Raw genomic sequence first — 20,168 nt, forward strand, 5'->3', positions numbered from 1 at the left:
TTTTCAAGTGGTCCCCTGGCGCATGGGTATGCGGGGGGTGGATAAGTGCAAGTTTTGAGTTAAGGTAAAGGGTCATCTTGGCCCTGAGCTCCTCTATCCTTTCCGAGGAGGAGCGCACCTCAAAGACCACGTCCGGGACCAAAGGAGGAAACCCCCTCCCTCTCCTCCTCCAACAAAGCCTCCCACCGCCTTTTTCCCCACCCAAGAAGCATCCGGGGACAGGATGGCCCCGCCCGGCAGCTGGAACCCCGTGGAGGCGTCAAAGACCCCCCCCAGACCCCTTTCCTCGTTCCAGCGGGCCAGCTGATAGGCCAGCTAAAGGCTCCGGCGGCCGCTTTGCCCTCCTGTGGGACTCACCCAAAGCCTCCCTTCTGGCGAAAGCTCTAGTTGATAGCCGGGGTTGCGCTCCGAGAGGAGCCAAAGCTCCCTTTCCCCGATGGGGCGGAGAAGGTCCAGGGACAAGGGCATGCCTTCAGTGTAGCCCCTCCTGGGCTAAAATGGAGGCCAGACGGGACCTGAGTCCCTAAGGAGGCGCATGGAAAAGCTCTACGAGGGCAAGGCCAAGGTCCTCTACCCCGAGGGGGAGGACGCCCTAAGGGTCTACTTCAAGGACGAGGCCACCGCGTTTAACGCCCAGAAGCGGGGCCTCATCCCGGGAAAGGGGGTGGTGAACAACAAGGTTTCCGCCGTCCTCTTTCGCTACCTGGAAGGCCATGGGGTGAAGACCCACTTCCTGGAGGAACTCTCCGAGCGGGAGATGCGGGTCCTGAGGGTGGAGATCCTACCCCTAGAGGTCATCCTCCGCTTCAAAGCAGCGGGGAGCTTCGCCAAGCGCTACGGGGTGAAGGAGGGCAACCCCCTAAGGGCTCCCTTGGTGGAGTACTCCCTCAAAAGCGACCCTCTGGGCGACCCCTTGATCTGCCCCGAGGCCATTTTGGCCCTGGGCCTGGCCACGGAGGAGGAGCTTTCCCGGGTGAAGGCCACCACCCTGAAGGTAGGGGAGCTATTGCGGGATTTCTTCGCCCCAAGGGGGCTGGACCTCATCGACTTCAAGCTGGAGTTCGGCAAAAGGAACGGGGAGATCCTCCTCGCCGACGAGATCTCCCCCGACACCATGCGCCTTTGGGACCAAAAGACGGGAGAGCCCATGGACAAGGACCGCTTCCGCAAGGACCTGGGAGGGGTGGAGGAAGCCTACCAGGAGGTCCTCCGGCGGGTTCTAAGGGGGTAGCCATGCCCAAGTACCAGGCCACCCTGCTCATCGAGCTCAAAGAGGGCATCCTGGACCCCCAGGGCCGGGCGGTGGAAGGGGTTTTGAAGGACCTGGGCCACCCCGTGGATTCGGTGCGGGTGGGGAAGGTCCTCGAGATCGTCTTCCCCGCGGAAACCCTCCTGGAGGCGGAGGAGAAAGCCAGGGCCATGGGGAGGCTTTTGGCCAACCCGGTGATGGAGGTCTTTACCCTGGAGGCCTTAAAGGAACTTCCATGAAGTGGGCCATCATCCGCTTCCCCGGCTCCAACTGCGACGAGGACGCCCGCTTCGCCTTGGAGAAGGCGGGCTTAAAGGCGGAGTACGTCTGGCATACGGAAACGAGCCTGAAGGGCTTTGACGGGGCCTTCTTGCCAGGAGGCTTCAGCTATGGAGATTACCTGAGGGCCGGGGCCCTAGCGGCCAAAAGCCCGGTGATGGAGGAGGTAAGGCGCTTCGCCCATGAAGGGCGGCCCGTGATCGGAGTGTGCAACGGCTTCCAGGTGCTCACCGAGGCAGGGATCCTTCCCGGGGCCCTCCTCGCCAACCTGAACCTGCACTTCACCTGCAAGGAAGTGGGGGTAAGGGTGGAGCGCAACGACCTCCCCTTCACCCGCCTCTACCAGAAGAGGCAGGTCCTCCGCCTGCCCATCGCCCACGCCGAGGGCCGCTACTATGCGGACGCCGAGACCCTGGCCCGGCTGGAGGGAGAAGGCCTGGTGGTCTTCCGCTACGCCCCCTTAAAGGGGGAAACGGACTACAACCCCAACGGGAGCCTCCACGACATTGCCGGTATCACCAACGAGAGGGGCAATGTCCTCGGCATGATGCCCCACCCCGAGCGGGCGGTGGATGAGGTTCTGGGCGGCACGGATGGGCTCCCCTTGTTCCTGGGGCTCTTAGAGGAGGTAACGGGATGAAACCCAAGGCCATCACCTTTGACTTCTGGGGCACCCTCTTCACGGAGGGAAAGGCGTTTTTGGAAAAGGTCATGCCCGCCCGGTACGAGATCCTCCTGGATGCCCTATCCGAGGCCGGGCACCCGGCGGAGGAGCACGAGGTGCGGGAAGCCTACCGCCAGGCGGCCATCGCCTTTGAGGAGGCCTGGAAGGCCGGGGAACATATGTCCGTATACGACCGGGTGTCCCGCATCTTCGCCCTTCTTGGGGCTCCCCACGACCCCGGGCTCATCGCCCTCACCGCCAGGAAGCTGGAGGAAAGCTCCCTTCTGGTGGACCTCGAGGCCCTCCCTGGAGTGGGGGCGTTGAAGGAGCTGGCCAAGAAATACCCCCTGGCCCTGGTTTCCGACACCGGCCTCACCCCGGGCCGTCTCATCCGGGAACACCTGAAGCGGCAGGGGCTGGATGTCTTCCAGGCCTACAGCTTCTCCGACGAAACCGGCCACGTGAAGCCCAAACCCGAGGCCTTCCGGGTGGCCCTCGAGGCCCTGGACGTGGCCCCGGAGGAAGCCCTGCACGTGGGCGACCTGCCCCAAACGGACATCAAGGGAGCCTTCGCCACCGGCTACCCCTGGGCGGTGCAGTACGTGGGCCTGAGGGAGGTGAACGGGGAGATCAAGCCCACGGCCAAGATCAAGGACCACCGGGAGCTTCTTCCCCTTCTCCAGTGATGGAAACCCTAGCCCAAGAAATCGGCATCCCGGAAGAGGAGTACCGGGAGATCACCCAGAGGCTTGGCCGGGAGCCCAACCGGGTGGAGCTTTTCCTCTTCAAGGTGATGTGGAGCGAGCACTGCGCCTACAAGAACTCCCGGCCCCTCCTGAAGCAGCTTCCCAAGGAGGGGGAGGCCGTCTTGCAGGGCCCGGGGGAGAACGCCGGCGTGGTGCGCATCGGCGAGGGCTGGGCGGTAGCCTTTAAGATCGAAAGCCACAACCACCCCTCGGCGGTGGAGCCCTTCCAGGGTGCCGCCACCGGGGTGGGGGGGATCATCCGGGACATCATGAGCATGGGGGCCCGGCCCATCGCCCTGCTGGATTCCTTGCGCTTTGGCCCCCTGGGGGACGCTCGAAGCCGATACCTCCTCAAGGGGGTGGTCTCCGGCATCGCCCACTACGGCAACGCCATCGGGGTCCCCACGGTGGGCGGGGACCTCTACTTCCACGAGGGCTACCGGGAAAACCCCCTGGTGAACGCCATGTGCCTGGGGCTTCTTAGGGAGGAGCACTTAAGGCGTAGCCAGGCTTCCTTAGGCCGGCCCATCTACTACGCCGGGGCCAAGACGGGAAGGGATGGGATTGGGGGTGCCGCCTTCGCCAGCCGGGAGCTTTCCGAGGACAAGGAGGAGGACCGGCCAGCAGTCCAGGTGGGGGACCCCTTTTTGGGGAAGCTCCTCATGGAGGCCACCCTCGAGGCCATCGAAAAGGACCTGGTGGAAGGCGTCCAGGACATGGGGGCAGCAGGGCTCACCAGTAGCCTCTCGGAGCTGGCCTTCAAGTCGGGCCTGGGGGTGGAGCTGGACCTGGACCGCGTCCCCACCCGGGAAAGGAACATGGGGCCCATAGAGCTCCTTCTCTCCGAAAGCCAGGAGCGCATGGTCCTGGTACCCAAGGAGGGCAGGGAAAGGGAGCTGGAGGAGGTCTTCAGGAAGTGGGGCTTGGACTGCGTGCCCGTGGCCAGGACCATCCCCGAGAGGGTCTTCCGCGTCCTCTTCCGGGGCGAGGTGGTGGCCGAGGTCCCCACGGAGGCCCTGGCGGAAGCCCCCACCTACGTGCGCATCGGAAGGGAGGATCCCGAGATTCGAAGGCTCCGGGAGATGCCCCTTCCCCCGCTTGCCGCCAACCCCCAGGAGATTCTTCCCCAGCTCCTCGCCTCCCCCAACCTGGCGAGCCGGGAAGCCATTTACGAACGCTACGACCACCAGGTGGGAACCAGGACCACCCTGGTGCCGGGCAAGGGGGATGCGGCGGTGCTCTGGGTGAAGGGAACCCACCTGGGCATTGCCACCAAGGTGGACCAGAACCCCAGGTATAGCCGCCTCCATCCCCGGCTTGGCGCCATGCACGCCCTGGCCGAGGCCTGCCGCAACGTGAGCGTGGTGGGGGCAAAACCCCTGGCCTACACCGACGGCCTCAACCTGGGAAGCCCGGAAACCCCAGAGGGTTACTTTGAGCTCCAGGAAACCCTCGCCGGCCTCCGAGAGGCCAGCGAGGCCTTGGGGGTGCCGGTGGTTTCGGGAAACGTATCCCTCTACAACGAGAGCGGGGGCCGGCGCATCCCCCCCACGGCCATGGTGGGGGTGGTGGGGGTCTTGGACATCAGGAGGCGGGCGGAGATGGGCTTCCGCCGCCCGGGAGAGGTGATCCTCCTGTTGGGAGAGGAGAAAGGGGAGCTTGGGGGAAGCGAGGTCCTTTACCTCCTTTCGGGCCTCGAGGCGGGCCATCCCCCCAGGCTAGATTTGGAGCAGGAGAAGCGGGTGCAGGAGGCCATCCGGGAACTCATCGCCCTGGGCCTCACCCGCACCGCCCACGACCTGGCGGAAGGAGGGCTTTTGGCGGCCCTGGCGGAGATGACCTTCCCCTATGGCCTGGGGGCCACGGTGGAGGTGCGCACCCGGGGCTCCGAGCCACCGTCGGGACACCTTGCCCTGCTTTTCGGCGAGGCCCCAAGCCGCATCCTCTTCACCGTGGACAAGGAACACCTCAAGGAAACCACCTTCCGCCTCGAGGAGATGGGGCTCCCCTACCGGGTTTTGGGGGAAACCGGGGGGCATACCCTCACGGTCCTCACCCCGGATGGGGTGCTAGAGTGGGAGGTAGAAGAGCTCCTCGCCGCCTGGAAGCGGCCCCTGAGGGAGGTGCTGGATGGACAAGCCTAGGGAAGAGTGCGGGGTCTTGGGGCTTTGGAGCGAGGAACCCCTGGACGCGGCGGGGCTACTCCATCTGGGCCTTCTCGCCCTCCAGCACCGGGGGCAGGAGGCGGCAGGGATTGCCGTATCGGACGGGAAGGAGTTCCTGGTAGAGAAGGATCTCGGCCTGGTGAACCAGGTCTTCACCGAGGAGCGCCTGGCCCGCTTGCGCTTGGCGGGGGTCCGGCTGGGCCTGGCCCACACCCGCTACTCCACCACCGGATCCAACCTGCGCTTCAACGCCCAGCCCCTCACCGCCCGCACCGCCCACGGGGTCCTGGCCATCGTGCACAACGGCAACTTCACCAACGCCAAACCCCTTCGCGACCGGCTCCTTAAGGAAGGGGCCACCTTCCAGAGCACCTCGGACACCGAGGTGATGCTCCTCCTCCTCGCCCGCTTGGGCCACCTCTCCCTCCCTGAGGCGGCCGCCGAGGCCATGAAGGCCCTGGAGGGAGGGTATTCCATCCTCCTCATGGACCGCAGGACCCTGGTGGCCCTCCGGGATCCCCACGGGGTTCGTCCCCTGGCCATCGGCAGGCTTCCCAAAGGCTACGCCTTTGCCTCCGAGCCCCCGGCCCTCGAGCTCATGGGGGCCCACTACCTCCGGGATGTGCGCCCAGGGGAGGTGGTCTGGGTGGAGGAAGGCGAGCTTAAAAGCCTCCAGGCCCTTCCCCCAAACCCCGCCCCCTGCGCCTTTGAATGGATCTACTTCGCTAGGCCCGATAGCCTCCTGGACGGGGTGGAGGCCTACGAGGCCCGGGTGCGCATGGGCATGGAGCTCTTCCGGGAAGCGCCAGCGGAAGCGGACATGGTGGTGCCGGTGCCCGACTCCGGCATCGGGGCGGCGGTGGGCTACGCCAAGGCTAGCGGCCTTCCCCTGGAGTACGGCCTTTACAAGAACCCCTATGCGGGCCGCACCTTCATCCAGCCCACCCAGGCGCTAAGGGACCTCAAGACCCGCTTGAAGCTCTCCCCCACCTCGGCGGTGCGGGGCAAGCGGGTGGTGCTCATCGACGACTCCATCGTACGGGGCACCACCAGCCGCCGCATCGTGGCCATGCTGAAGGAAGCAGGGGCCCGGGAAGTCCACTTCCGGGTTTCCAGCCCCCCCATCCGCTTCCCCTGCTACTACGGCATCGACACCGCCGCCCGCAAAGAGCTCATCGCCGCCGAGAAGGGCGTGGAGGAGATCCGGGCCTTCATCGGGGCGGATACCCTGGCCTTCCTCTCGGAGGAAGGGGTGAAACGGGCCATTGGAGGGCCCGTGTGCCTGGCCTGCTTCAACGGGCGCTATCCGGCCGGGGTGCCCGTGGAAGGGGAAAAACTGGCCTTGGAAATCCTCTAGGCCCTATCCCTAATCCCCACCCTAGCCAAGCTAGGGGGGCACTAGCCCCTCGAGGCCACCCCCCGCCTTAGGAAAAACCCCGTCCCAAGGCCCAGAAGAAACCCTACCAGCAGGAAGATAAAGGCGAAAGCCCCGGTGGAAGCCAGGTGCCAGCCGAAGAACCAGTAGCTGCACACCGCATACCGCTCCACCTGCACCCGGACCAGCTCCGGCAGATCGCGGCTGGAGGTAAAGTTGATGAGAATAATGGCCACAAGCAGGATAGCTAGGGTCAGGGCAAGCCCCCACTTCAAAATCGGGAAAACGCTTCCTTTCATACCCCAAGCTTAGCAAAGGGAAGGCCCTTTCCAGGGTCCTTCCGCCTTCCCCTAAGGCTCCGGTTCCCGGAAAGGATAACCTGGTAGCGCCCCGGTGCAGGGCCTATAATCGGCCTATGGTCAGGACCAGCTTACGGGACGAGGCCCTTTTCCAGTTGATCGCCTCGGAGGAAAAGCGCCAGCGGGAAGGCCTGGAGCTCATCGCCAGCGAGAACTTCGTCTCCGCCCAGGTGCGGGAGGCGGTGGGAAGCGTCCTCACCAACAAGTACGCGGAGGGCTACCCGGGGGCCCGCTACTACGGGGGATGCGAGATCATAGACCAGGTGGAAAGCCTGGCCATCGAGCGGGCCAAGGAGCTCTTCGGGGCCGCCTGGGCCAACGTCCAGCCCCACTCCGGCTCCCAGGCCAACATGGCGGTGTACATGGCCCTCATGGAGCCGGGGGATACCCTTATGGGCATGGACCTGGCCGCCGGGGGCCACCTCACCCACGGCTCCAAGGTGAACTTCTCCGGGAAACTGTACAAGGTGGTTTCCTACGGGGTCCGGCCCGATACCGAGCTCATCGACCTAGAGGAGGTGCGCCGCCTGGCCCTCGAGCACCGGCCCAAGGTGATCGTGGCGGGCGCCAGCGCCTACCCCCGCTTCTGGGACTTTAAGGCCTTCCGGGAGATCGCCGAGGAGGTGGGGGCCTACCTGGTGGTGGACATGGCCCATTTCGCCGGCCTGGTGGCCGCGGGGCTCCACCCCAACCCCCTTCCCTACGCCCATGTGGTCACCAGCACCACCCACAAGACCCTAAGGGGCCCGAGGGGCGGGCTTATTCTTTCCAACGACCCGGATCTGGGCAAAAAGATCGACAAGATCATCTTTCCGGGCATCCAGGGCGGGCCCTTGGAGCACGTGATCGCTGGCAAGGCGGTGGCCTTTTTTGAGGCCCTGCAGCCCGAGTTCCGGGAGTATAGCCGCCTGGTGGTGGAAAACGCCAAGCGCCTTGGCGAGGAGCTGGCCAAAAGGGGCTACCGCCTGGTCACGGGGGGAACCGACAACCACCTCTTCCTCCTGGACCTCCGCCCCAAGGGCCTGACCGGCAAGGAGGCGGAGGAGAAGCTGGATGCCGTGGGCATCACCGTGAACAAGAACGCCATCCCCTTTGACCCCAAGCCCCCCAGGGTCACCTCCGGCATCCGCATCGGCACCCCGGCCATCACCACCCGGGGCTTTACCCCGGAGGAGATGCCCCTGGTGGCAGAGCTCATCGACCGAGCCCTCATGGAGGGGCCCTCGGAGGCCCTGCGGGAGGAGGTTAGGCGGCTCGCCCTGGCCCACCCCATGCCCTAGGGAAGCCTTAGAATGGAAGAAGATGCTCAAGCGCCTCGAGGTGCGTAACCTCGCCGTAATCCGCGAGGCTACCCTGGAGCTTGGGCCTGGGCTCAACGTCCTCACCGGGGAAACCGGGGCGGGGAAAAGCCTCCTGGTGGACGCTTTAGCCCTCCTCCTGGGGGCCAGGTCCGAGGGACTTTTGGGGCCTTTTGGCGATAGCCTCCTGGTGACCGCCTTCTTCCAAGGTGAGGGCGAGGAGCGCATCCTCTCCCGCCGCGTTGGGGGCCGCTCCACCCCTCGGATCGATGGGGAGGTGGTGAGCCTCAAAGAACTCCAAGAGGAGGCGGAAAGGTGGCTTTCCCTCCACGCCCAGCACACGGCCATCGCCCTCCTTTCCCCAAAAAGGCAGCGGGAGCTTCTGGATGCCATGCTGCCCCCAAACCTCCTGGAGGACTACGGGGAAGCGTACAAGAAACACCAGGCCCTCCTCCTGGAAAAACGAGCCCTGGAGGAGGCCTTGAGGGCCAAGACGGAGCGGGAGGACCTCCTCCGCTTCCAGCTTAAGGAGATCCAGGAGGCGAACCCCAGGCCCAAGGAGGATGAGGAGCTGGAGGCCGAGGCGCAAAGGCTTCGCCATCTGGAAACCCTGAGGGAGCGCTCGGGGAAGGCCTACGCCCTCCTGGCAGAAGGAGGTGCCCTGGATCTTCTTCAGGCTGCCCTGCGGGAGCTAAGGGCGGGAAGCCGCTTTGACCCAGCCCTCGAGGCCCTGGCCAGGGACCTGGAGGCAGCTTTGGAGGGTGGCCGGGCCGTGACCCGGGAGCTGGAGGACTACCTGGAAAGCCTGGAAGGAAACCCCAGCCGTCTGGCCCAGCTGGAGGAACGCTTGGGCCTTCTGGAAAGGCTCAAGCGCAAGTACGGGCCCACCCTGGAGGAGGTCCTGCGCTACCGGGAAAGGGCAGAGGAGGAGCTGAAGGCCCTGGAGGGAGGGGAAGAGCGGCTTTTGGAGCTGGAAAGGGCCTTAAAAGTGGCCTCGGAAGCCCTGTATAGGGCGGGGGAACGCCTTTCCGAAGCCCGCCTCGAGGCGGCAAGGAGGCTGGAAAAGGAAATGGAGACGGAGCTTTCCGCCCTGGGTTTCCCCAAAGCCCGCTTCCAGGTGGAGCTCAAGCCCCTTCCCGAACCCGGACCCCAGGGCCTGGAGGAGGTCCTCTTCCGCTTCTCCGCTAACCCCCACCTTCCCCCCGCTCCCCTTTCCGCGGCCAGCGGCGGGGAGCTCTCCCGCATCGCCCTGGCTTTAGCCCTCCTCACCGGGGCCGAGGCCCCCACCGTGGTCTTCGACGAGGTGGACACCGGGGTGGGCGGGGAAACCGCCTGGAAGATGGCGGAAAGGCTTGCCCAGCTGGGCCAGGCCCGGCAGGTCCTGGTGGTCACCCACCTGCCCCAGATCGCCGCCCGCGCGAAGAGGCACCTCAGGGTGGTGAAGGAGGGGGAAGAGGTGCGCATCGAGGTGCTGGAAGGGGAGAAGCGCATACGGGAGCTCGCCCGCCTCCTCTCCGGCCAGTACACCGAGGCCGCTTTGGCCCACGCCCGCCTCCTCCTGGAGGGGAACCAGATTGCCCCAGGTTGGGTGGAGGCTCGGGAATGAATCCCCTCGAGGCTCCCTACCCCGTCTATCTTGTCCGGGAAACGGAGGTGGTGCGCAACTCCCTGGCCGAAGGCCTCCCCCTCCCCCAAGGGGACACCCTGGAGGTGGGGACGAAGACCTACCAGGTGGTGCACCTGCCCGCCCCGGAAGGCACCTACCTGCTTCTCCTCGAGGTCAGCCACCTCGCCGTGCGGGCCAAGGCCTACCAAAGCCTCCTTCGGGTGCTGAAGGGACTCATGCAACACGAGGAACCCGAGGGCCTTCTCAAGGACCTGATCCGCGAAGCGGTGGCGGTGGTGCCGGGGGCCGAGGCGGGCAGCATCCTCTTAAGGGAAGGGGGGTTCTTTTACCTGGTGGCCCAGGAAGGCTTCAGCGAACGCCTGCTCATGGCCCGCACCTCCCTCCAGGAGGAGCTCTTCTGGTACGGCCTGGGGGTGGACAACTGGCAAAGGGGCCGGCCCCGGATCCTCAAAGGGGAGGAGGTGCGGTACCTTTCCAACCTGAGCACCGTGGAGGCCAGGCCCCTCTTCTTCGAGCACGGCCGCCCTTTGGAGATCCAGGCCACCCTGGGCCTGCCCATCGTCCTGGAAGGGGAGGTGCTGGCCACCATGAACCTGGACAGCTTCTCGGACCCCGAGGCCTTCAGCCCCCTTTCCCTGGAGCTGGCCTAGGCCTTTGCCCTCGAGGCCGCCCTCCTCCTCAAGGCCCTGAAGGAGCGCCAGGCCCTGCAGGAGGCCGCCCGCACCGATCCCCTCACCGGCTTGGGCAATCGCCGGGCCCTGGAGGAAGCCTTTCCCCTGCTCCTACAGGAAGCCCGGACCCTGGGGGAGCCTTTGTCCTTGATCTACTGGGACCTGAACGGCCTTAAGGCCTTGAACGACCGGGAGGGCCACGCGGTGGGCGACCAGGCCCTGAAGAGCCTGGCCCAGGCCCTAAGAAACCTCTCCCGCCGCCGTGACGTGGCCTTCCGCATCGGTGGGGATGAGTTCGTAAGCCTCCACCTGGGCCTGAAGGCGGAGGAGATCCCCGCCCTCATCGCCCGGCTTCAGGAGAACCTGCCCTACCAGGTGGCCGCAGGAGGGCTTCTGGTGGAGGGGGAGGACCTGGAGGCCCTCCTTAAGGAGGCCGACAAAGGCATGTACCGGGCCAAGAGGGCTAGAAAAGGGCTTTAACCCCATCCGCCACGTACTGCACCGCCAAGGCGGCCAGGAGGATGCCCAGGACACGGGTGACCACGTTCACTCCCGTCCGCCCCAGGGCCCGGCGCACGGAAGCTGCCGCCCGCAGGAAGAGGTAGGCCAGGCAAAGGACCAAGAAAACGTTCAAGAGGACCACCGCCCAGCCCCAAGGCACCCCCTTAGCCTCCCCGCCCAGGATGAGGACGCTGGCCAAGGCCCCAGGGCCGGCGATCAAGGGGATGGCCAAGGGAAAGACGGAGATATCCGCCCGGAGGCGGGCCTCATCCTTTTCCTCCTCCGTTTCCCGCTCGTGGTGGGCGAAAACCATCTCGGTGGCGATGCGGAAGAGGAGGATGCCCCCGGCGATGCGCAGGGCCTCGAGGCTGATCCCCAGGTAGCCCAAAAGCCCCCGCCCGAAGAAAAAAAAGGAGACCAAGAGCCCCCCCGCCACCAGCACCGCCTTCCCGGCGATCTGGGCCTGTTTCCTTTGAGGACGGTCCCCGGCCAGGGCCAGAAAAACCGGCACCAGCCCCACCGGGTCCATGACCACGAAGAGGGTGAGGAAGGATTTGAGGAAAAGCTCCAGCACGGGGGCCTAAAGGCGCATCTTTCCCGTCACGAGGAGCTCCCCGAACTCCTCCTCCAGGGCCCTCGCCCCTTCCTCGGTCCGGGCCACCACCAGGATGGTATCCTCCCCCGCCAGGGTGCCCACGATCTCGTCCCGCTTGAGGCGGTCCATCAAAAGGGCGATGCCGGAGGCGTGGCCCTCCGCCGTCTTCACCACCAGGATATTCCCCCCCCGGTCCACGTCCTTGACGAAGAGGCCAAACTGCCGCTTGAGTTCCTCGTAAACGTCCTCGGGAAGCTCCATAGAGGGCAGGGCGTACTTGTGCCGCCCCTTGCCCAGGGAAACTCGGGCCAGGCGCAGCTCGGCGATATCCCGGCTCACCGTGGCCTGGGTCACGTCAAAGCCCAGCTGCCGCAGGCGCTCCACCAGCTCCTTCTGCGTGCCGATCTCCTCCCGGCTCACGATCTCCTGAATGGCGCGGTGCCGCTCCGCTTTGCTTCGCATAGACACCCCTCTAACCCTTCCAGAACTCTTTAACCAAGTCCAGTATACGGTCGGCCACCTGCCGCTTTTTCATGCGGGGGAGTTTCAGTACCCGGCCATCCCGGAGGAGGAGGACCACCTCGTTCTCGAGGCTGCCGAAGCCCACCCCTTCCCGGTTCACCCAGTTGAGGACGATGAGGTCCAGGTTCTTGCGGAGAAGCTTCTCCTTGGCCCGCGCCAAGCCCTCCCCGGTCTCCATGGCAAAGCCCACCAGGACCCTCGGTCCCTTGTTCTCCCCCAGCTCCTTGAGGATGTCGGGGTTGGGTACCAGGCGGAGAACCTTCTCCGCCGCCACCTTGGGCTCCTTCTCCCGGCTCACCTCCGCCGGGCGGTAGTCGGCCACCGCCGCCGCCATCACCACCGCCTGGGCCCAGGAATAGCGCCCCAGAATGGCCTCGCGCATCTCCAAGGCGTTTTCCACCCGCACCACCTCCACCCCCCAGGGGTCGGGCAGGGCCGTGGGACCGGAAACGAGCACCACCTCCGCCCCCCGGTCCCGGGCAGCCTCGGCCACAGAGTAGCCCATGCGGCCCGAGGAAGGGTTGGAAAGGTAGCGCACCGGGTCCAGGTACTCCCGGGTGGGACCGGCGGACACCAGAAGCCTCAGGCCCTTAAGGTCCTTGGGGGTAAGGAAGGCCTGAAGCCTCTCCAAAAGCTCCTCGGGCTCCAGCATCCGTCCCCATCCTTCCCCCTCCCCCACCGCCGCCAAGGGCCCGTAGGCGGGGCCAAAGAGGGCGTGGCCCATGGCCTCGAGGCTCCTCGCATGCTCCTGGGTCTTGGGGGCAAGCCACATGGCCTCGTTCATGGCCGGGGCCCAGGCCACCCGCTTAGCCCCCGCCAAGAGGGTGGCGGAAAGGAGGTCATCCGCCAGGCCCAAGGCGGCCTTGGCCATGGCGTGGGCGGTGGCCGGGGCCACCAGGACCACATCGGCCCAGCGGGCGAGCTCTATGTGTAAGGCCCGGCCATCGGGCCTGAACCAGGCCTCCTCCGTGGCCACCTCCCCCCCGGCGGCCACCGCCAGGGAAAGGGGGGTGATGAACTCCAGGGCCCTGGGGGTGGCCAGGACCCGCACCTCGTGGCCTTGGGCCCTGAGGAGGCGGAGAAGGTGGGGGGCCTTGATAGCCGCCACCCCCCCCGTCACCGCCACCAGAACCCGGGCCACCTACGCCTCCTCTTCCACCGGGTAGAGCCGTTCCATCTCCCTCTGCAGGCGATCCTCAGGCACCAGGTTCTCCCCGAAGACCAGCCTCCCCGTGAGCAGCTCCTTCATGGCCCAGGTGACGGGATTGGGGTCGTCCAGGATGCCCTCGAGGGTCCGCATCTTGGGCCTCTCCTCCGGCTCCAGAACCGTGTTCTTAAAGCGGTGGCGAAGAAGCTGCTCCGCCCGCTTGGCCACCACCACGGTGAGCCGGTACTTGGAATCCACCATGCCAAAAAGCTTGTCAATCCCGGGTTCCGCCATAATTCCTCCGCAGAATCTCGTCCAGCTCGGCTTCCAGGTCCTTATCCCGTTTCAAGGCCCTCTCCAAGGCGGGGCCCATCCTAGGGGTGCGCCGCCTCTCGGCGGTAAGGATGGCCAGGAAGTCGGCCACCGCCTCCTCCAGCACCTCGTTCACCACCACGTAATCGAAGAGATGGGCGTTCTGGATCTCCCATTCCGCCTGCTTCAGCCTCTTTTCTATCTTCTCCGGGGCGTCCTTGCCCCGGTAGACCAAACGCCGCTTCAGCTCGGAAAGGGAAGGGGGCAGGAGGAAGATGAGGACCGCTTCGGGCATCTTCTCACGCACCTGCAGGGCCCCCTGCACCTCGATCTCCAGAAGAACATCCTCCCCCCGGGCCAAAGCCCGCTCCACCGGGGCCCTTGGGGTGCCGTAAAGGTGCCCCACGTACTCGGCATGCTCCAAGAACCCATCCTCCCGCAACAGGGCTTCAAAGGTAGCCCTATCCACGAAGTAGTAGTCCACCCCATCCCGTTCTCCGGGACGCGGGGGACGGGTGGTCATGGAGATGGAGTAGAAGAGGCGGGTGCGCTCCAGCACCTTAGCCCGCACCGTGCCCTTCCCCACCCCGCTGGCCCCGGTCATGACGAAAAGGCGGCCCCCCATACCCTTCACCCCGGGAGGATACCAAAGCCACCCCGAAGAGGCAAGGATTTTTGTGATCCATCCCACACTGCCTCCGTAGTACACTTGGGCCCGTGGCCTGGTACGAGGGCGCTTTTTTCTACCAGATCTTGCCTGACCGTTACTTCCGGGCCGGCCCTCCCGGCAAGCCCGCCCCAGCGGGTCCCCTGGAACCCTGGGAAGCGCCACCCTCCCTTAGGGGGTTCAAGGGAGGCACCCTATGGGGAGTTGCGGAGAGGATCCCCTACCTCAAGGACCTAGGGGTGGAGGCCCTTTACCTGAACCCCATCTTCGCCTCCACCGCCAACCACCGCTACCACACCACGGACTACTTCCAGGTGGACCCGGTCCTGGGAGGGAACGCCGCCTTAAGGCACCTTCTGGAGGTGGCCCACGCCCACGGCATGCGGGTTATCCTGGACGGGGTTTTCAACCACACGGGAAGGGGGTTTTTCGCCTTCCAGCACCTTTTGGAAAACGGGGAGGCGAGCCCTTATCGGGACTGGTATTACGTGAAGGGGTTTCCCCTGAACGCCTATAGCCGCCACCCCAACTACGAGGCCTGGTGGGGTAACCCCGAGCTCCCCAAGCTCCGGGTGGAAACCCCGGCGGTGCGGGAGTACCTCCTGGAGGTGGCGGAGTACTGGATCCGCTTTGGGGCCGATGGCTGGCGGCTGGACGTGCCCAACGAGATCCCTGACCCCGAGTTCTGGCGGGCCTTCCGCAGGAGGGTCAAGGGAGCCAACCCCGAGGCCTACATCGTAGGGGAGATCTGGGAGGAAGCCGACTTCTGGCTCCAAGGGGATATGTTCGACGCCACCATGAACTACCCCCTGAGCCGGGCCATCCTGGGCTTCGTGGGGGGAGAGGTCCTGGACCAGGAGCTATCCTCCCGCTCGGGCCTAGGGCGGATCGAGCCCTTGCAGGCCCTGGCCTTCAGCCACCGCCTGGAAGGCCTCTTTACCCGTTACCGTCCGGAGGTGGTGCGGGCCCAGATGAACCTCCTCACCTCCCACGACACCCCCCGCCTCCTCACCCTCCTTAGGGGAAGCGTGGAGCGGGCTAAACTGGCCCTTTCCCTCCTTTTCCTCCTGCCTGGAAACCCCACGGTCTATTACGGGGAGGAGGTGGGGATGGAAGGAGGCCACGACCCGGAAAACCGGGCGGGCATGGTCTGGGACCAGGGCCGATGGAAGGAGGAGATACGGCAAACGGTGCGGCGCATGGCCCGCTTGCGCCAGGAACACCCCGAGCTCCGCACCGCCCCCTACCAGCGGGTCTATGCTGCAGACGGGCACCTGGCCTTCACCCGGGGGCCCTACCTGGTGGTGGTGAACGCCAGCCCGGGACCCTTCCTTCAGGACTTCCCCCTGCACGGGGCCCTGCCTCGAGGGGCCCAGGCGGTGGATCTGCTCTCCGGGGCCCTCTGCACCCCCGCGGGCGGGCGCCTCTGCGGGCCAACGCTCCCGCCCTTCTCCCTGGCGGTCTGGGTGGAGGTTTAAGGGAGGGCGCCCTCAAAGCGCAGAAGCCAGGCCTTGAGCCCCTCCTGCCCGGCGAAACCCCCGATCCGCCCATCCGCGTGGATCACCCGGTGGGCGGGCACCAGGAGGAAAAAAGGCGAAGCCCGCATCCCCGCCCCCACCGCCCGCGGGGAGAGGCCAAGCTCCCGGGCCAGGGAGCCGTAGCTTTCCGTGTGCCCGTAGGGGATAAGGCGCACCCGCTCGTAAAGGGCCACCCGCATGGGGGCAAACCCCATGTAGTCCAGGGGAATGTCCAAAAAATCGGGCTTTTCCCCGGCGAAGTAGGCCAGCACCCGCTCCCGTACCCTTTCGGCCAAAGGGCCCCGGGCCTCGAGGCCCCGGGGCAACAAGGCCGGCTCCAGAAGCCGCACGCCCCTCGAGGTGACCTCGAGCCACAAGGGACCAATGGGCGTGGGAATCAGCATGGGCCTTAGCGGAATGAGGGAAGCTACTTGGTAGCCCAGGCCCCCTCGGGGCCCGGAACCCCACCCAACAAAAGGTCGGAGAGAAAGGTGCCGGGGAAGTAATACCCAAGGATCTCCCGGTACCCGTATCCCGCCTCCGCCATGCCCTTGGCGCCCCACTGGGAGAGGCCCACCCCGTGCCCTGCCCCCCGGCCCTCCGCCTGCCAGCCCTTGAACTCCGCCAAAGCCGAGGGCAGGCCCAGGTTCCGCACCAGCCGCTGGGCCTCGGGTCCCTGCACCTCCACCCCCAGTAGCCGTAGGCGCCATACCCTGCCCGAGGCGCTTCGCTCCAGCACCACGGGGGAATCCCCAAGGGAGCCGGCCTGGGGAGTACGGCCCATGGCCCTCAAAGCCATCGCCGCCCTCTCCGGGCTCACGGAAACCTGCCACTGGCTTTTGGGACCCCGGGCATAGGGGTCCGGCCTCGGCCGCAGATAGGGCAAGGCTTTTTGGAAAACCTCCTCGCTACCTGCGGTCATGCCCCCGGAATCGGCGTGGTAGAGAGCAGAAATGGCTTTTCCTTGGTAGCTTAAGACCTTGCCCCGGGTACCCCTCACCGCCTCAGTATGCCTGGGGGTTTCCACGGCCAAGCCCAGGTAGACCTGGCAGATCTCGCTGGCGCAGAGGTCGTAAGGAGCCCGGGGATTCAAGCGGTTCACGGCGAAGGTGCGGGCCACCACCGCCTGGGCCTTCAGGGCCTCTTGGGGAAAGCCCTCGGGCATCTCCGCGGGGAGAACGCCGAGGAGGTAATCCTCTAGAAGGACCAGGTTCACCACCCAAAGCCTTCCCCCCTGGGCAAGAAGGCGCACCCCACCCCTATAGGTGCGCCCCTCCAAGCGGAAATAGGGCTCGGGAAACTCCCAAAAGGGCTGGAGCCTGCCTTCCACCCAGACCCCTTGGGCCACCCCCCTAGCCCGCACGGTTCCCTGACCCTCCGGCAGGAGGAGGGATACCTCCTGGCCTTCCGGCACCTCCTTAAGGAGCACCCTGAGGAGAAGGTCCCTCTCCTGGCCCCGGGAGGGCAGGATCCAAACCAGGAAAAGGAGGAGGCAAACCAGAAGGGCACCCTTTAACCCGTACGTCATACCGTGCCCCTATCCTATCGTCTAGTCCAAAACCAGGGTGGCCCTTCCCGAGATGTGGGCCTTCTGGAGCCTCTGGAGGGCCTCCGGATGGCGCAAGGCGTACATGGCGAAGGGGTAGACCCGTTCCTGGGGCAGGCCTCGAGGCAAAAGGTGCCGCCTGAGGCGTTCCAGATGGTGCAGAAGGACCGCATCCCGCCCCATGCGGGCGCGGAGAAGCTTCTTCAAAAGCCTTTCCCCCTCCCCCTTTAGCCTCGCCTGGAAGCGGCGAAAAGGCCTTTCCAAGGTGGGCTCCAGGGCGCGGGCCTTCTGGCCCAGGGCCTCCACCTCCTCCAAGAGGCGCGAAAGCTCCGCCTCGAGGCCCCTGAACCCTTCCAGCACCTCTTTGACAGCCTCCAGGAAGGCATCCTCCCTCCCCTCCACAAACGCCCAGGGGTCCAAGCGGTACCTTTGCAAAATGCGATGGATGGGAGGCTCCAAAACCAGGGCCCTTAGGCGTAGAAACAAGGCGGGCATGGGGATGCCGTAAAGGGCGTAGACCCGGGAGAGCTCGGCCACATACCGAAACTCGTTGGGACCCACCACGAAGCCCGCCGTGGGCAGAACCAGGTCCTGGAATACCGGCCTCAGACCCGCCGCAGGGGTGAGACGGCTGGGATCGGTCCGGAGGATCTCTAGAAGCTCCTGTTTGCTATAGCGCCTTACCCCATCGGTAAAGGTTCCTTCCTGATAAAAGAGAAGCCTTCTTTGATCTGTTTCCAAAAAAAATTGGTGGCCCCCGGCTTGCGCTTCAGAGGAGGCTTGCCCCCCAGGGCGCGGATGCGCTCCGCCTCCTGGTTGATGGCCTGGGCGCTGGCCAGGGGGTCCTCCAGCGCCCTTTCCAGGGCCTTTTGGAAAAGGGGGGCAAGCTCCGGGGCCATGGGGTCAAAGGGAATGAGGCCCCGCTCCCCCCAAAAGGCCAAAAGGGTGCGGGCGAAAAACTCGGACAGGGTCTCCCCCTCCAGGGCGTAGGCCACCCGGGTATCCCTGGACCAGGGACCCAGAAACTCCCTCACCGCCTCTCGGTAAGGCGCAAAAGGGATCCGCCCTGCGGGAAGGGGCGGCAGGGGCAGGGAGAGGATACGCACCTCCTCCTCCAGGAGAAGATGAAGGTGGCGCACCTCCTCCACATCGTGGTCCTGGGAAGCCACCCAAAAGAGGGAAGCCGCCCCCACCTTTTCCGCCAGGCCCAAGGCGGTGTGGGCCTTGTAGAAGGTCAAGGCAGGCCCTCCCAGAAGCCCCGCCTGCTGGCCCGTGACCACTGCCCCCTGCCCCAGGCCCTCGAGGGCCGCAAAGGCCTCCCGTGGTGCCTGCAGGCGCTTCAGGTAGGCGGCAAGCGCCGCGGGCAGATGGGGATGGCCTTCCCGGCCCAAGCGCTCTTTGAGGACCTCTTCCCCCTGGGGTAGGCCCAACAGCTGGGCCAGGACCTGGGCTTCCATGCTTCAAAGCCTAAAGCGCCTCAGCCAGGCGGGCAAGGGCCTGGGGTTTCCGGACCTCCACCCTACGGTAGCCCAGGTCCACCACCCCCGAAAGGGCCCACTCCCCCAGAAGCTTGGTCACGGTCTCCCGGGTGGCCCCCACCATGCGGGCCAGGTCCTGGTGGGAAAAGGCCACCTCCCCCGCCTGGTTTAGCCTCAGGAGAAGCCGGGCCAGGCGCTGGCTCACGGAGAGGTGGCGCAGTTCCCAAAGCCGCTCCTCCGCCTCCTTCAGCCGGGCGTACAGGGCCTCCAGGAGGAAGCGCTCCACCTCGGGAAAGCGCACCCGCAAGGAGGTCAGGGCTTCCTGGGGGGCGAAGAGGAACTCGGCGTAGGTCAGGGCGGTGGCCCCTGAAGTGCGCCTTCCTCCCCCCACCAAGGCCTCCTCCCCAAAAAGCCCCCCAGGCCCCACCACCCCCAAGGTGGCGGGTTCCCCTTCCGCTGAGCGGGGTCCTTCTAGCCAGACAAGCCCTTCCCGCACCAGGTACACCCCGTCCGCCCGGTCCCCCAGGGCGTAGAGGAGGGTACCCCGCAAGGCCCTCTTGGGCTGGAACACCCTGGCCGCCTCCCGCCGGGCCTCGAGGGAAAGCTCCTGGAACATGCCCCGAGTTTACAAAAAGAGGGGGGCTTCGGAGGAAGGGATAAGCCCCCGGGCCTCGGCCTCAGCGAAGAGCCTCTCCACCGCCTTTTCCCCTTCCTCCCCCACGTCCTGGCTGAACCCGTTCACGTAGGTGCGCACATGGGCCCAGATCACCTCCTCCGAAAGCTCCTGGGCATGGGCTTTCAGGTAGGGAAGGGTTTCCTCGGGATGGGCCCAGGCGTATTCCAGGCTCCACCGCACCGCTTCGTCCAGGGCCTGGATGAGCTCCTTCCCCAGGTCCCGCCGGGCCAGGATGGCCCCCAAGGGAAGGGGCAGGCCCGTTTCCCTCTCCCACCACTCCCCCAGGTCCAGAAGCTTGACCAGGCCGTACTCCGGGTAGGTGAAACGGCTTTCGTGGATGACAAGACCTGCCTCCACCTCCCCTTGGGCCACCAGGGGCATGATCCGGTCGTAGCGCACCTCCACCGGCTCAAACCCTTGCGCATACAGGGAGAGGAGCAAAAAGGCCGTGGTATTCCGCCCAGGAATGGCCACCCGGGCTCCCTTCAGACCCCTCAAGGGCTTCTTGGCCACCACCAAAGGGCCTACCCCTCTTCCCAAGGCTCCCCCGCTCCTTAGGGCCACATACCGGTCCCGCACCCTCCCATAGGCGGCATAGGAGAGCTTGGTCAAAGGAAGCCTCCCCTCCAGAGCCCAGCGGTTCAGGGTCTCCACGTCCTCCAAAACCGCCTCTACCGGAAGGGGGCTTTCCACAAGGCCATGGGTGAGGGCGTAGAAGATGAAGGTGTCGTTGGGGCAGGGGGAGTAGCCCAGCTTAAGAACCGGCGCCTCCAT

At 65.8% G+C, this 20,168-nt stretch carries 23 protein-coding genes and 2 pseudogenes; 11 read left to right on the forward strand and 14 right to left on the reverse strand.

The window, feature by feature from the left end:
• From C2847_RS12620 to C2847_RS12625, 3 genes and pseudogenes are all read right to left on the reverse strand, one after another.
• A pseudogene (locus C2847_RS12620) lies at nucleotides 1-130 on the reverse strand (hypothetical protein); the annotation flags it as partial.
• Nucleotides 94-315, reverse strand: a complete 222-nt coding sequence (locus tag C2847_RS13055; RefSeq protein WP_425275086.1) for a Uma2 family endonuclease — start codon at nucleotides 313-315, stop codon at nucleotides 94-96. The pseudogene C2847_RS12620 and the gene C2847_RS13055, both read right to left, overlap by 37 nt.
• Nucleotides 316-468: a hypothetical protein gene (locus C2847_RS12625; protein WP_244187410.1), complete on the reverse strand. Its 153-nt coding sequence runs from the start codon at nucleotides 466-468 to the stop codon at nucleotides 316-318. It abuts the gene before it with no gap.
• 67 nt (nucleotides 469-535) lie between these two features.
• Between C2847_RS12625 and purC the strand changes: the two genes are divergently transcribed.
• The 6 genes from purC to purF are packed head-to-tail and all read left to right on the forward strand — an operon-like array spanning nucleotide 536 to nucleotide 6,460.
• Nucleotides 536-1,231, forward strand: coding sequence for a phosphoribosylaminoimidazolesuccinocarboxamide synthase (purC, locus tag C2847_RS09270; protein ID WP_105318090.1), 696 nt, complete (start codon nucleotides 536-538; stop codon nucleotides 1,229-1,231).
• A gap of 2 nt (nucleotides 1,232-1,233) precedes the next feature.
• The gene (gene purS, locus C2847_RS09275) at nucleotides 1,234-1,488 is read left to right on the forward strand and encodes a phosphoribosylformylglycinamidine synthase subunit PurS (RefSeq protein WP_105318091.1); all 255 of its coding nucleotides are present in this window, start codon (nucleotides 1,234-1,236) and stop codon (nucleotides 1,486-1,488) included.
• A complete protein-coding gene (purQ, locus tag C2847_RS09280; RefSeq protein ID WP_105318092.1) occupies nucleotides 1,485-2,168 on the forward strand; it encodes a phosphoribosylformylglycinamidine synthase subunit PurQ in 684 nt (227 codons plus the stop codon). Before purS ends, purQ begins: the two co-directional genes overlap by 4 nt.
• Nucleotides 2,165-2,878: an HAD family hydrolase gene (locus C2847_RS09285; RefSeq protein ID WP_105318093.1), complete on the forward strand. Its 714-nt coding sequence runs from the start codon at nucleotides 2,165-2,167 to the stop codon at nucleotides 2,876-2,878. The genes purQ and C2847_RS09285 overlap by 4 nt, the downstream gene beginning before the upstream one ends.
• Nucleotides 2,878-5,082 carry a phosphoribosylformylglycinamidine synthase subunit PurL gene (purL, locus tag C2847_RS09290; protein ID WP_105318094.1) on the forward strand — a complete coding sequence of 735 codons (2,205 nt, stop codon included), beginning with the start codon at nucleotides 2,878-2,880 and terminating at the stop codon, nucleotides 5,080-5,082. Before C2847_RS09285 ends, purL begins: the two co-directional genes overlap by 1 nt.
• Nucleotides 5,069-6,460, forward strand: a complete 1,392-nt coding sequence (gene purF, locus C2847_RS09295; protein ID WP_105318095.1) for an amidophosphoribosyltransferase — start codon at nucleotides 5,069-5,071, stop codon at nucleotides 6,458-6,460. Before purL ends, purF begins: the two co-directional genes overlap by 14 nt.
• 41 nt (nucleotides 6,461-6,501) lie before the next feature.
• On the opposite strand, the gene C2847_RS09300 is transcribed toward purF, so the two are convergent.
• Entirely contained in the window at nucleotides 6,502-6,777 is a 276-nt protein-coding gene (locus tag C2847_RS09300) for a hypothetical protein (RefSeq protein WP_105318096.1), read from the reverse strand.
• 116 nt (nucleotides 6,778-6,893) lie between these two features.
• Here C2847_RS09300 and glyA point away from each other — a divergent pair, with 116 nt between their 5' ends.
• The 4 genes from glyA (at nucleotide 6,894) to C2847_RS12635 (ending at nucleotide 10,913) form a co-directional block, all read left to right on the forward strand.
• Nucleotides 6,894-8,117, forward strand: coding sequence for a serine hydroxymethyltransferase (gene glyA / locus C2847_RS09305; protein ID WP_105318097.1), 1,224 nt, complete (start codon nucleotides 6,894-6,896; stop codon nucleotides 8,115-8,117).
• 22 nt (nucleotides 8,118-8,139) lie between these two features.
• A complete protein-coding gene (locus C2847_RS09310; protein ID WP_105318098.1) occupies nucleotides 8,140-9,741 on the forward strand; it encodes a DNA repair protein RecN in 1,602 nt (533 codons plus the stop codon).
• Nucleotides 9,738-10,412, forward strand: coding sequence for a hypothetical protein (locus C2847_RS12630; protein ID WP_244187411.1), 675 nt, complete (start codon nucleotides 9,738-9,740; stop codon nucleotides 10,410-10,412). The genes C2847_RS09310 and C2847_RS12630 overlap by 4 nt, the downstream gene beginning before the upstream one ends.
• Before the next feature lie 90 nt (nucleotides 10,413-10,502).
• Nucleotides 10,503-10,913 carry a GGDEF domain-containing protein gene (locus C2847_RS12635; protein ID WP_244187412.1) on the forward strand — a complete coding sequence of 137 codons (411 nt, stop codon included), beginning with the start codon at nucleotides 10,503-10,505 and terminating at the stop codon, nucleotides 10,911-10,913.
• On the opposite strand, the gene C2847_RS09320 is transcribed toward C2847_RS12635, so the two are convergent.
• From C2847_RS09320 to gmk, 5 genes are read right to left on the reverse strand one after another with little or no spacing between them, the layout of a single operon-like run.
• On the reverse strand, nucleotides 10,897-11,508 hold the full coding sequence (locus tag C2847_RS09320) for a MarC family protein (protein ID WP_105318099.1): 612 nt from the start codon (nucleotides 11,506-11,508) through the stop codon (nucleotides 10,897-10,899). The two genes, C2847_RS12635 and C2847_RS09320, sit on opposite strands and share 17 nt — an antisense overlap.
• A 6-nt stretch (nucleotides 11,509-11,514) precedes the next feature.
• Complete coding sequence (gene argR / locus C2847_RS09325; protein ID WP_105318100.1) at nucleotides 11,515-11,991, reverse strand: arginine repressor; 477 nt, start codon at nucleotides 11,989-11,991, stop codon at nucleotides 11,515-11,517.
• A 10-nt stretch (nucleotides 11,992-12,001) separates the two neighbouring features.
• Entirely contained in the window at nucleotides 12,002-13,192 is a 1,191-nt protein-coding gene (gene coaBC, locus C2847_RS09330) for a bifunctional phosphopantothenoylcysteine decarboxylase/phosphopantothenate--cysteine ligase CoaBC (protein WP_105318101.1), read from the reverse strand.
• Nucleotides 13,193-13,492, reverse strand: a complete 300-nt coding sequence (gene rpoZ, locus C2847_RS09335; protein ID WP_105318102.1) for a DNA-directed RNA polymerase subunit omega — start codon at nucleotides 13,490-13,492, stop codon at nucleotides 13,193-13,195.
• Nucleotides 13,473-14,135, reverse strand: coding sequence for a guanylate kinase (gene gmk, locus C2847_RS09340; RefSeq protein WP_105318103.1), 663 nt, complete (start codon nucleotides 14,133-14,135; stop codon nucleotides 13,473-13,475). The genes rpoZ and gmk overlap by 20 nt, the downstream gene beginning before the upstream one ends.
• 92 nt (nucleotides 14,136-14,227) lie before the next feature.
• Between gmk and C2847_RS09345 the strand changes: the two genes are divergently transcribed.
• Nucleotides 14,228-15,655: a glycoside hydrolase family 13 protein gene (locus tag C2847_RS09345; RefSeq protein ID WP_105318104.1), complete on the forward strand. Its 1,428-nt coding sequence runs from the start codon at nucleotides 14,228-14,230 to the stop codon at nucleotides 15,653-15,655.
• Here C2847_RS09345 and C2847_RS09350 read toward each other — a convergent pair.
• The 5 genes and pseudogenes from C2847_RS09350 to C2847_RS09370 form a co-directional block, all read right to left on the reverse strand.
• Nucleotides 15,652-16,098 (reverse strand): methylated-DNA--[protein]-cysteine S-methyltransferase, encoded by a 447-nt coding sequence (locus C2847_RS09350; RefSeq protein WP_105318105.1) that lies wholly within the window; start codon nucleotides 16,096-16,098, stop codon nucleotides 15,652-15,654. The two genes, C2847_RS09345 and C2847_RS09350, sit on opposite strands and share 4 nt — an antisense overlap.
• A 23-nt stretch (nucleotides 16,099-16,121) precedes the next feature.
• Nucleotides 16,122-17,222, reverse strand: a complete 1,101-nt coding sequence (locus tag C2847_RS09355; RefSeq protein WP_105318106.1) for a SpoIID/LytB domain-containing protein — start codon at nucleotides 17,220-17,222, stop codon at nucleotides 16,122-16,124.
• 21 nt (nucleotides 17,223-17,243) lie between these two features.
• A pseudogene (bshC, locus tag C2847_RS09360) lies at nucleotides 17,244-18,697 on the reverse strand (bacillithiol biosynthesis cysteine-adding enzyme BshC).
• Nucleotides 18,698-18,707: 10 nt separating this feature from the next.
• On the reverse strand, nucleotides 18,708-19,334 hold the full coding sequence (locus C2847_RS09365) for a Crp/Fnr family transcriptional regulator (protein WP_105318107.1): 627 nt from the start codon (nucleotides 19,332-19,334) through the stop codon (nucleotides 18,708-18,710).
• A gap of 9 nt (nucleotides 19,335-19,343) precedes the next feature.
• Nucleotides 19,344-20,168, reverse strand: coding sequence for a menaquinone biosynthesis family protein (locus C2847_RS09370; protein ID WP_105318108.1), 825 nt, complete (start codon nucleotides 20,166-20,168; stop codon nucleotides 19,344-19,346).

Origin of the sequence: Thermus tenuipuniceus, from assembly GCF_002964845.1 — a bacterium.
Classification (GTDB): Bacteria; Deinococcota; Deinococci; order Deinococcales; family Thermaceae; genus Thermus; species Thermus tenuipuniceus.

Excerpts from the sequence above, each read along its gene's own strand:
- purQ (WP_105318092.1), top strand. The coding sequence starts at position 1,485 with ATGAAGTGGGCCATCATCCGCTTCCCCGGCTCCAACTGCGACGAGGAC.
- C2847_RS09370 (WP_105318108.1), bottom strand. The coding sequence starts at position 20,168 with ATGGAGGCGCCGGTTCTTAAGCTGGGCTACTCCCCCTGCCCCAACGAC.
- C2847_RS09300 (WP_105318096.1), bottom strand. The coding sequence starts at position 6,777 with ATGAAAGGAAGCGTTTTCCCGATTTTGAAGTGGGGGCTTGCCCTGACC.
- C2847_RS09285 (WP_105318093.1), top strand. The coding sequence starts at position 2,165 with ATGAAACCCAAGGCCATCACCTTTGACTTCTGGGGCACCCTCTTCACG.
- purC (WP_105318090.1), top strand. The coding sequence starts at position 536 with ATGGAAAAGCTCTACGAGGGCAAGGCCAAGGTCCTCTACCCCGAGGGG.
- argR (WP_105318100.1), bottom strand. The coding sequence starts at position 11,991 with ATGCGAAGCAAAGCGGAGCGGCACCGCGCCATTCAGGAGATCGTGAGC.
- C2847_RS09310 (WP_105318098.1), top strand. The coding sequence starts at position 8,140 with ATGCTCAAGCGCCTCGAGGTGCGTAACCTCGCCGTAATCCGCGAGGCT.
- gmk (WP_105318103.1), bottom strand. The coding sequence starts at position 14,135 with ATGGGGGGCCGCCTTTTCGTCATGACCGGGGCCAGCGGGGTGGGGAAG.
- C2847_RS12625 (WP_244187410.1), bottom strand. The coding sequence starts at position 468 with ATGCCCTTGTCCCTGGACCTTCTCCGCCCCATCGGGGAAAGGGAGCTT.
- purL (WP_105318094.1), top strand. The coding sequence starts at position 2,878 with ATGGAAACCCTAGCCCAAGAAATCGGCATCCCGGAAGAGGAGTACCGG.
- purF (WP_105318095.1), top strand. The coding sequence starts at position 5,069 with ATGGACAAGCCTAGGGAAGAGTGCGGGGTCTTGGGGCTTTGGAGCGAG.
- C2847_RS09350 (WP_105318105.1), bottom strand. The coding sequence starts at position 16,098 with ATGCTGATTCCCACGCCCATTGGTCCCTTGTGGCTCGAGGTCACCTCG.
- C2847_RS12630 (WP_244187411.1), top strand. The coding sequence starts at position 9,738 with ATGAATCCCCTCGAGGCTCCCTACCCCGTCTATCTTGTCCGGGAAACG.
- glyA (WP_105318097.1), top strand. The coding sequence starts at position 6,894 with ATGGTCAGGACCAGCTTACGGGACGAGGCCCTTTTCCAGTTGATCGCC.
- purS (WP_105318091.1), top strand. The coding sequence starts at position 1,234 with ATGCCCAAGTACCAGGCCACCCTGCTCATCGAGCTCAAAGAGGGCATC.
- rpoZ (WP_105318102.1), bottom strand. The coding sequence starts at position 13,492 with ATGGCGGAACCCGGGATTGACAAGCTTTTTGGCATGGTGGATTCCAAG.
- C2847_RS09355 (WP_105318106.1), bottom strand. The coding sequence starts at position 17,222 with ATGACGTACGGGTTAAAGGGTGCCCTTCTGGTTTGCCTCCTCCTTTTC.
- C2847_RS09365 (WP_105318107.1), bottom strand. The coding sequence starts at position 19,334 with ATGTTCCAGGAGCTTTCCCTCGAGGCCCGGCGGGAGGCGGCCAGGGTG.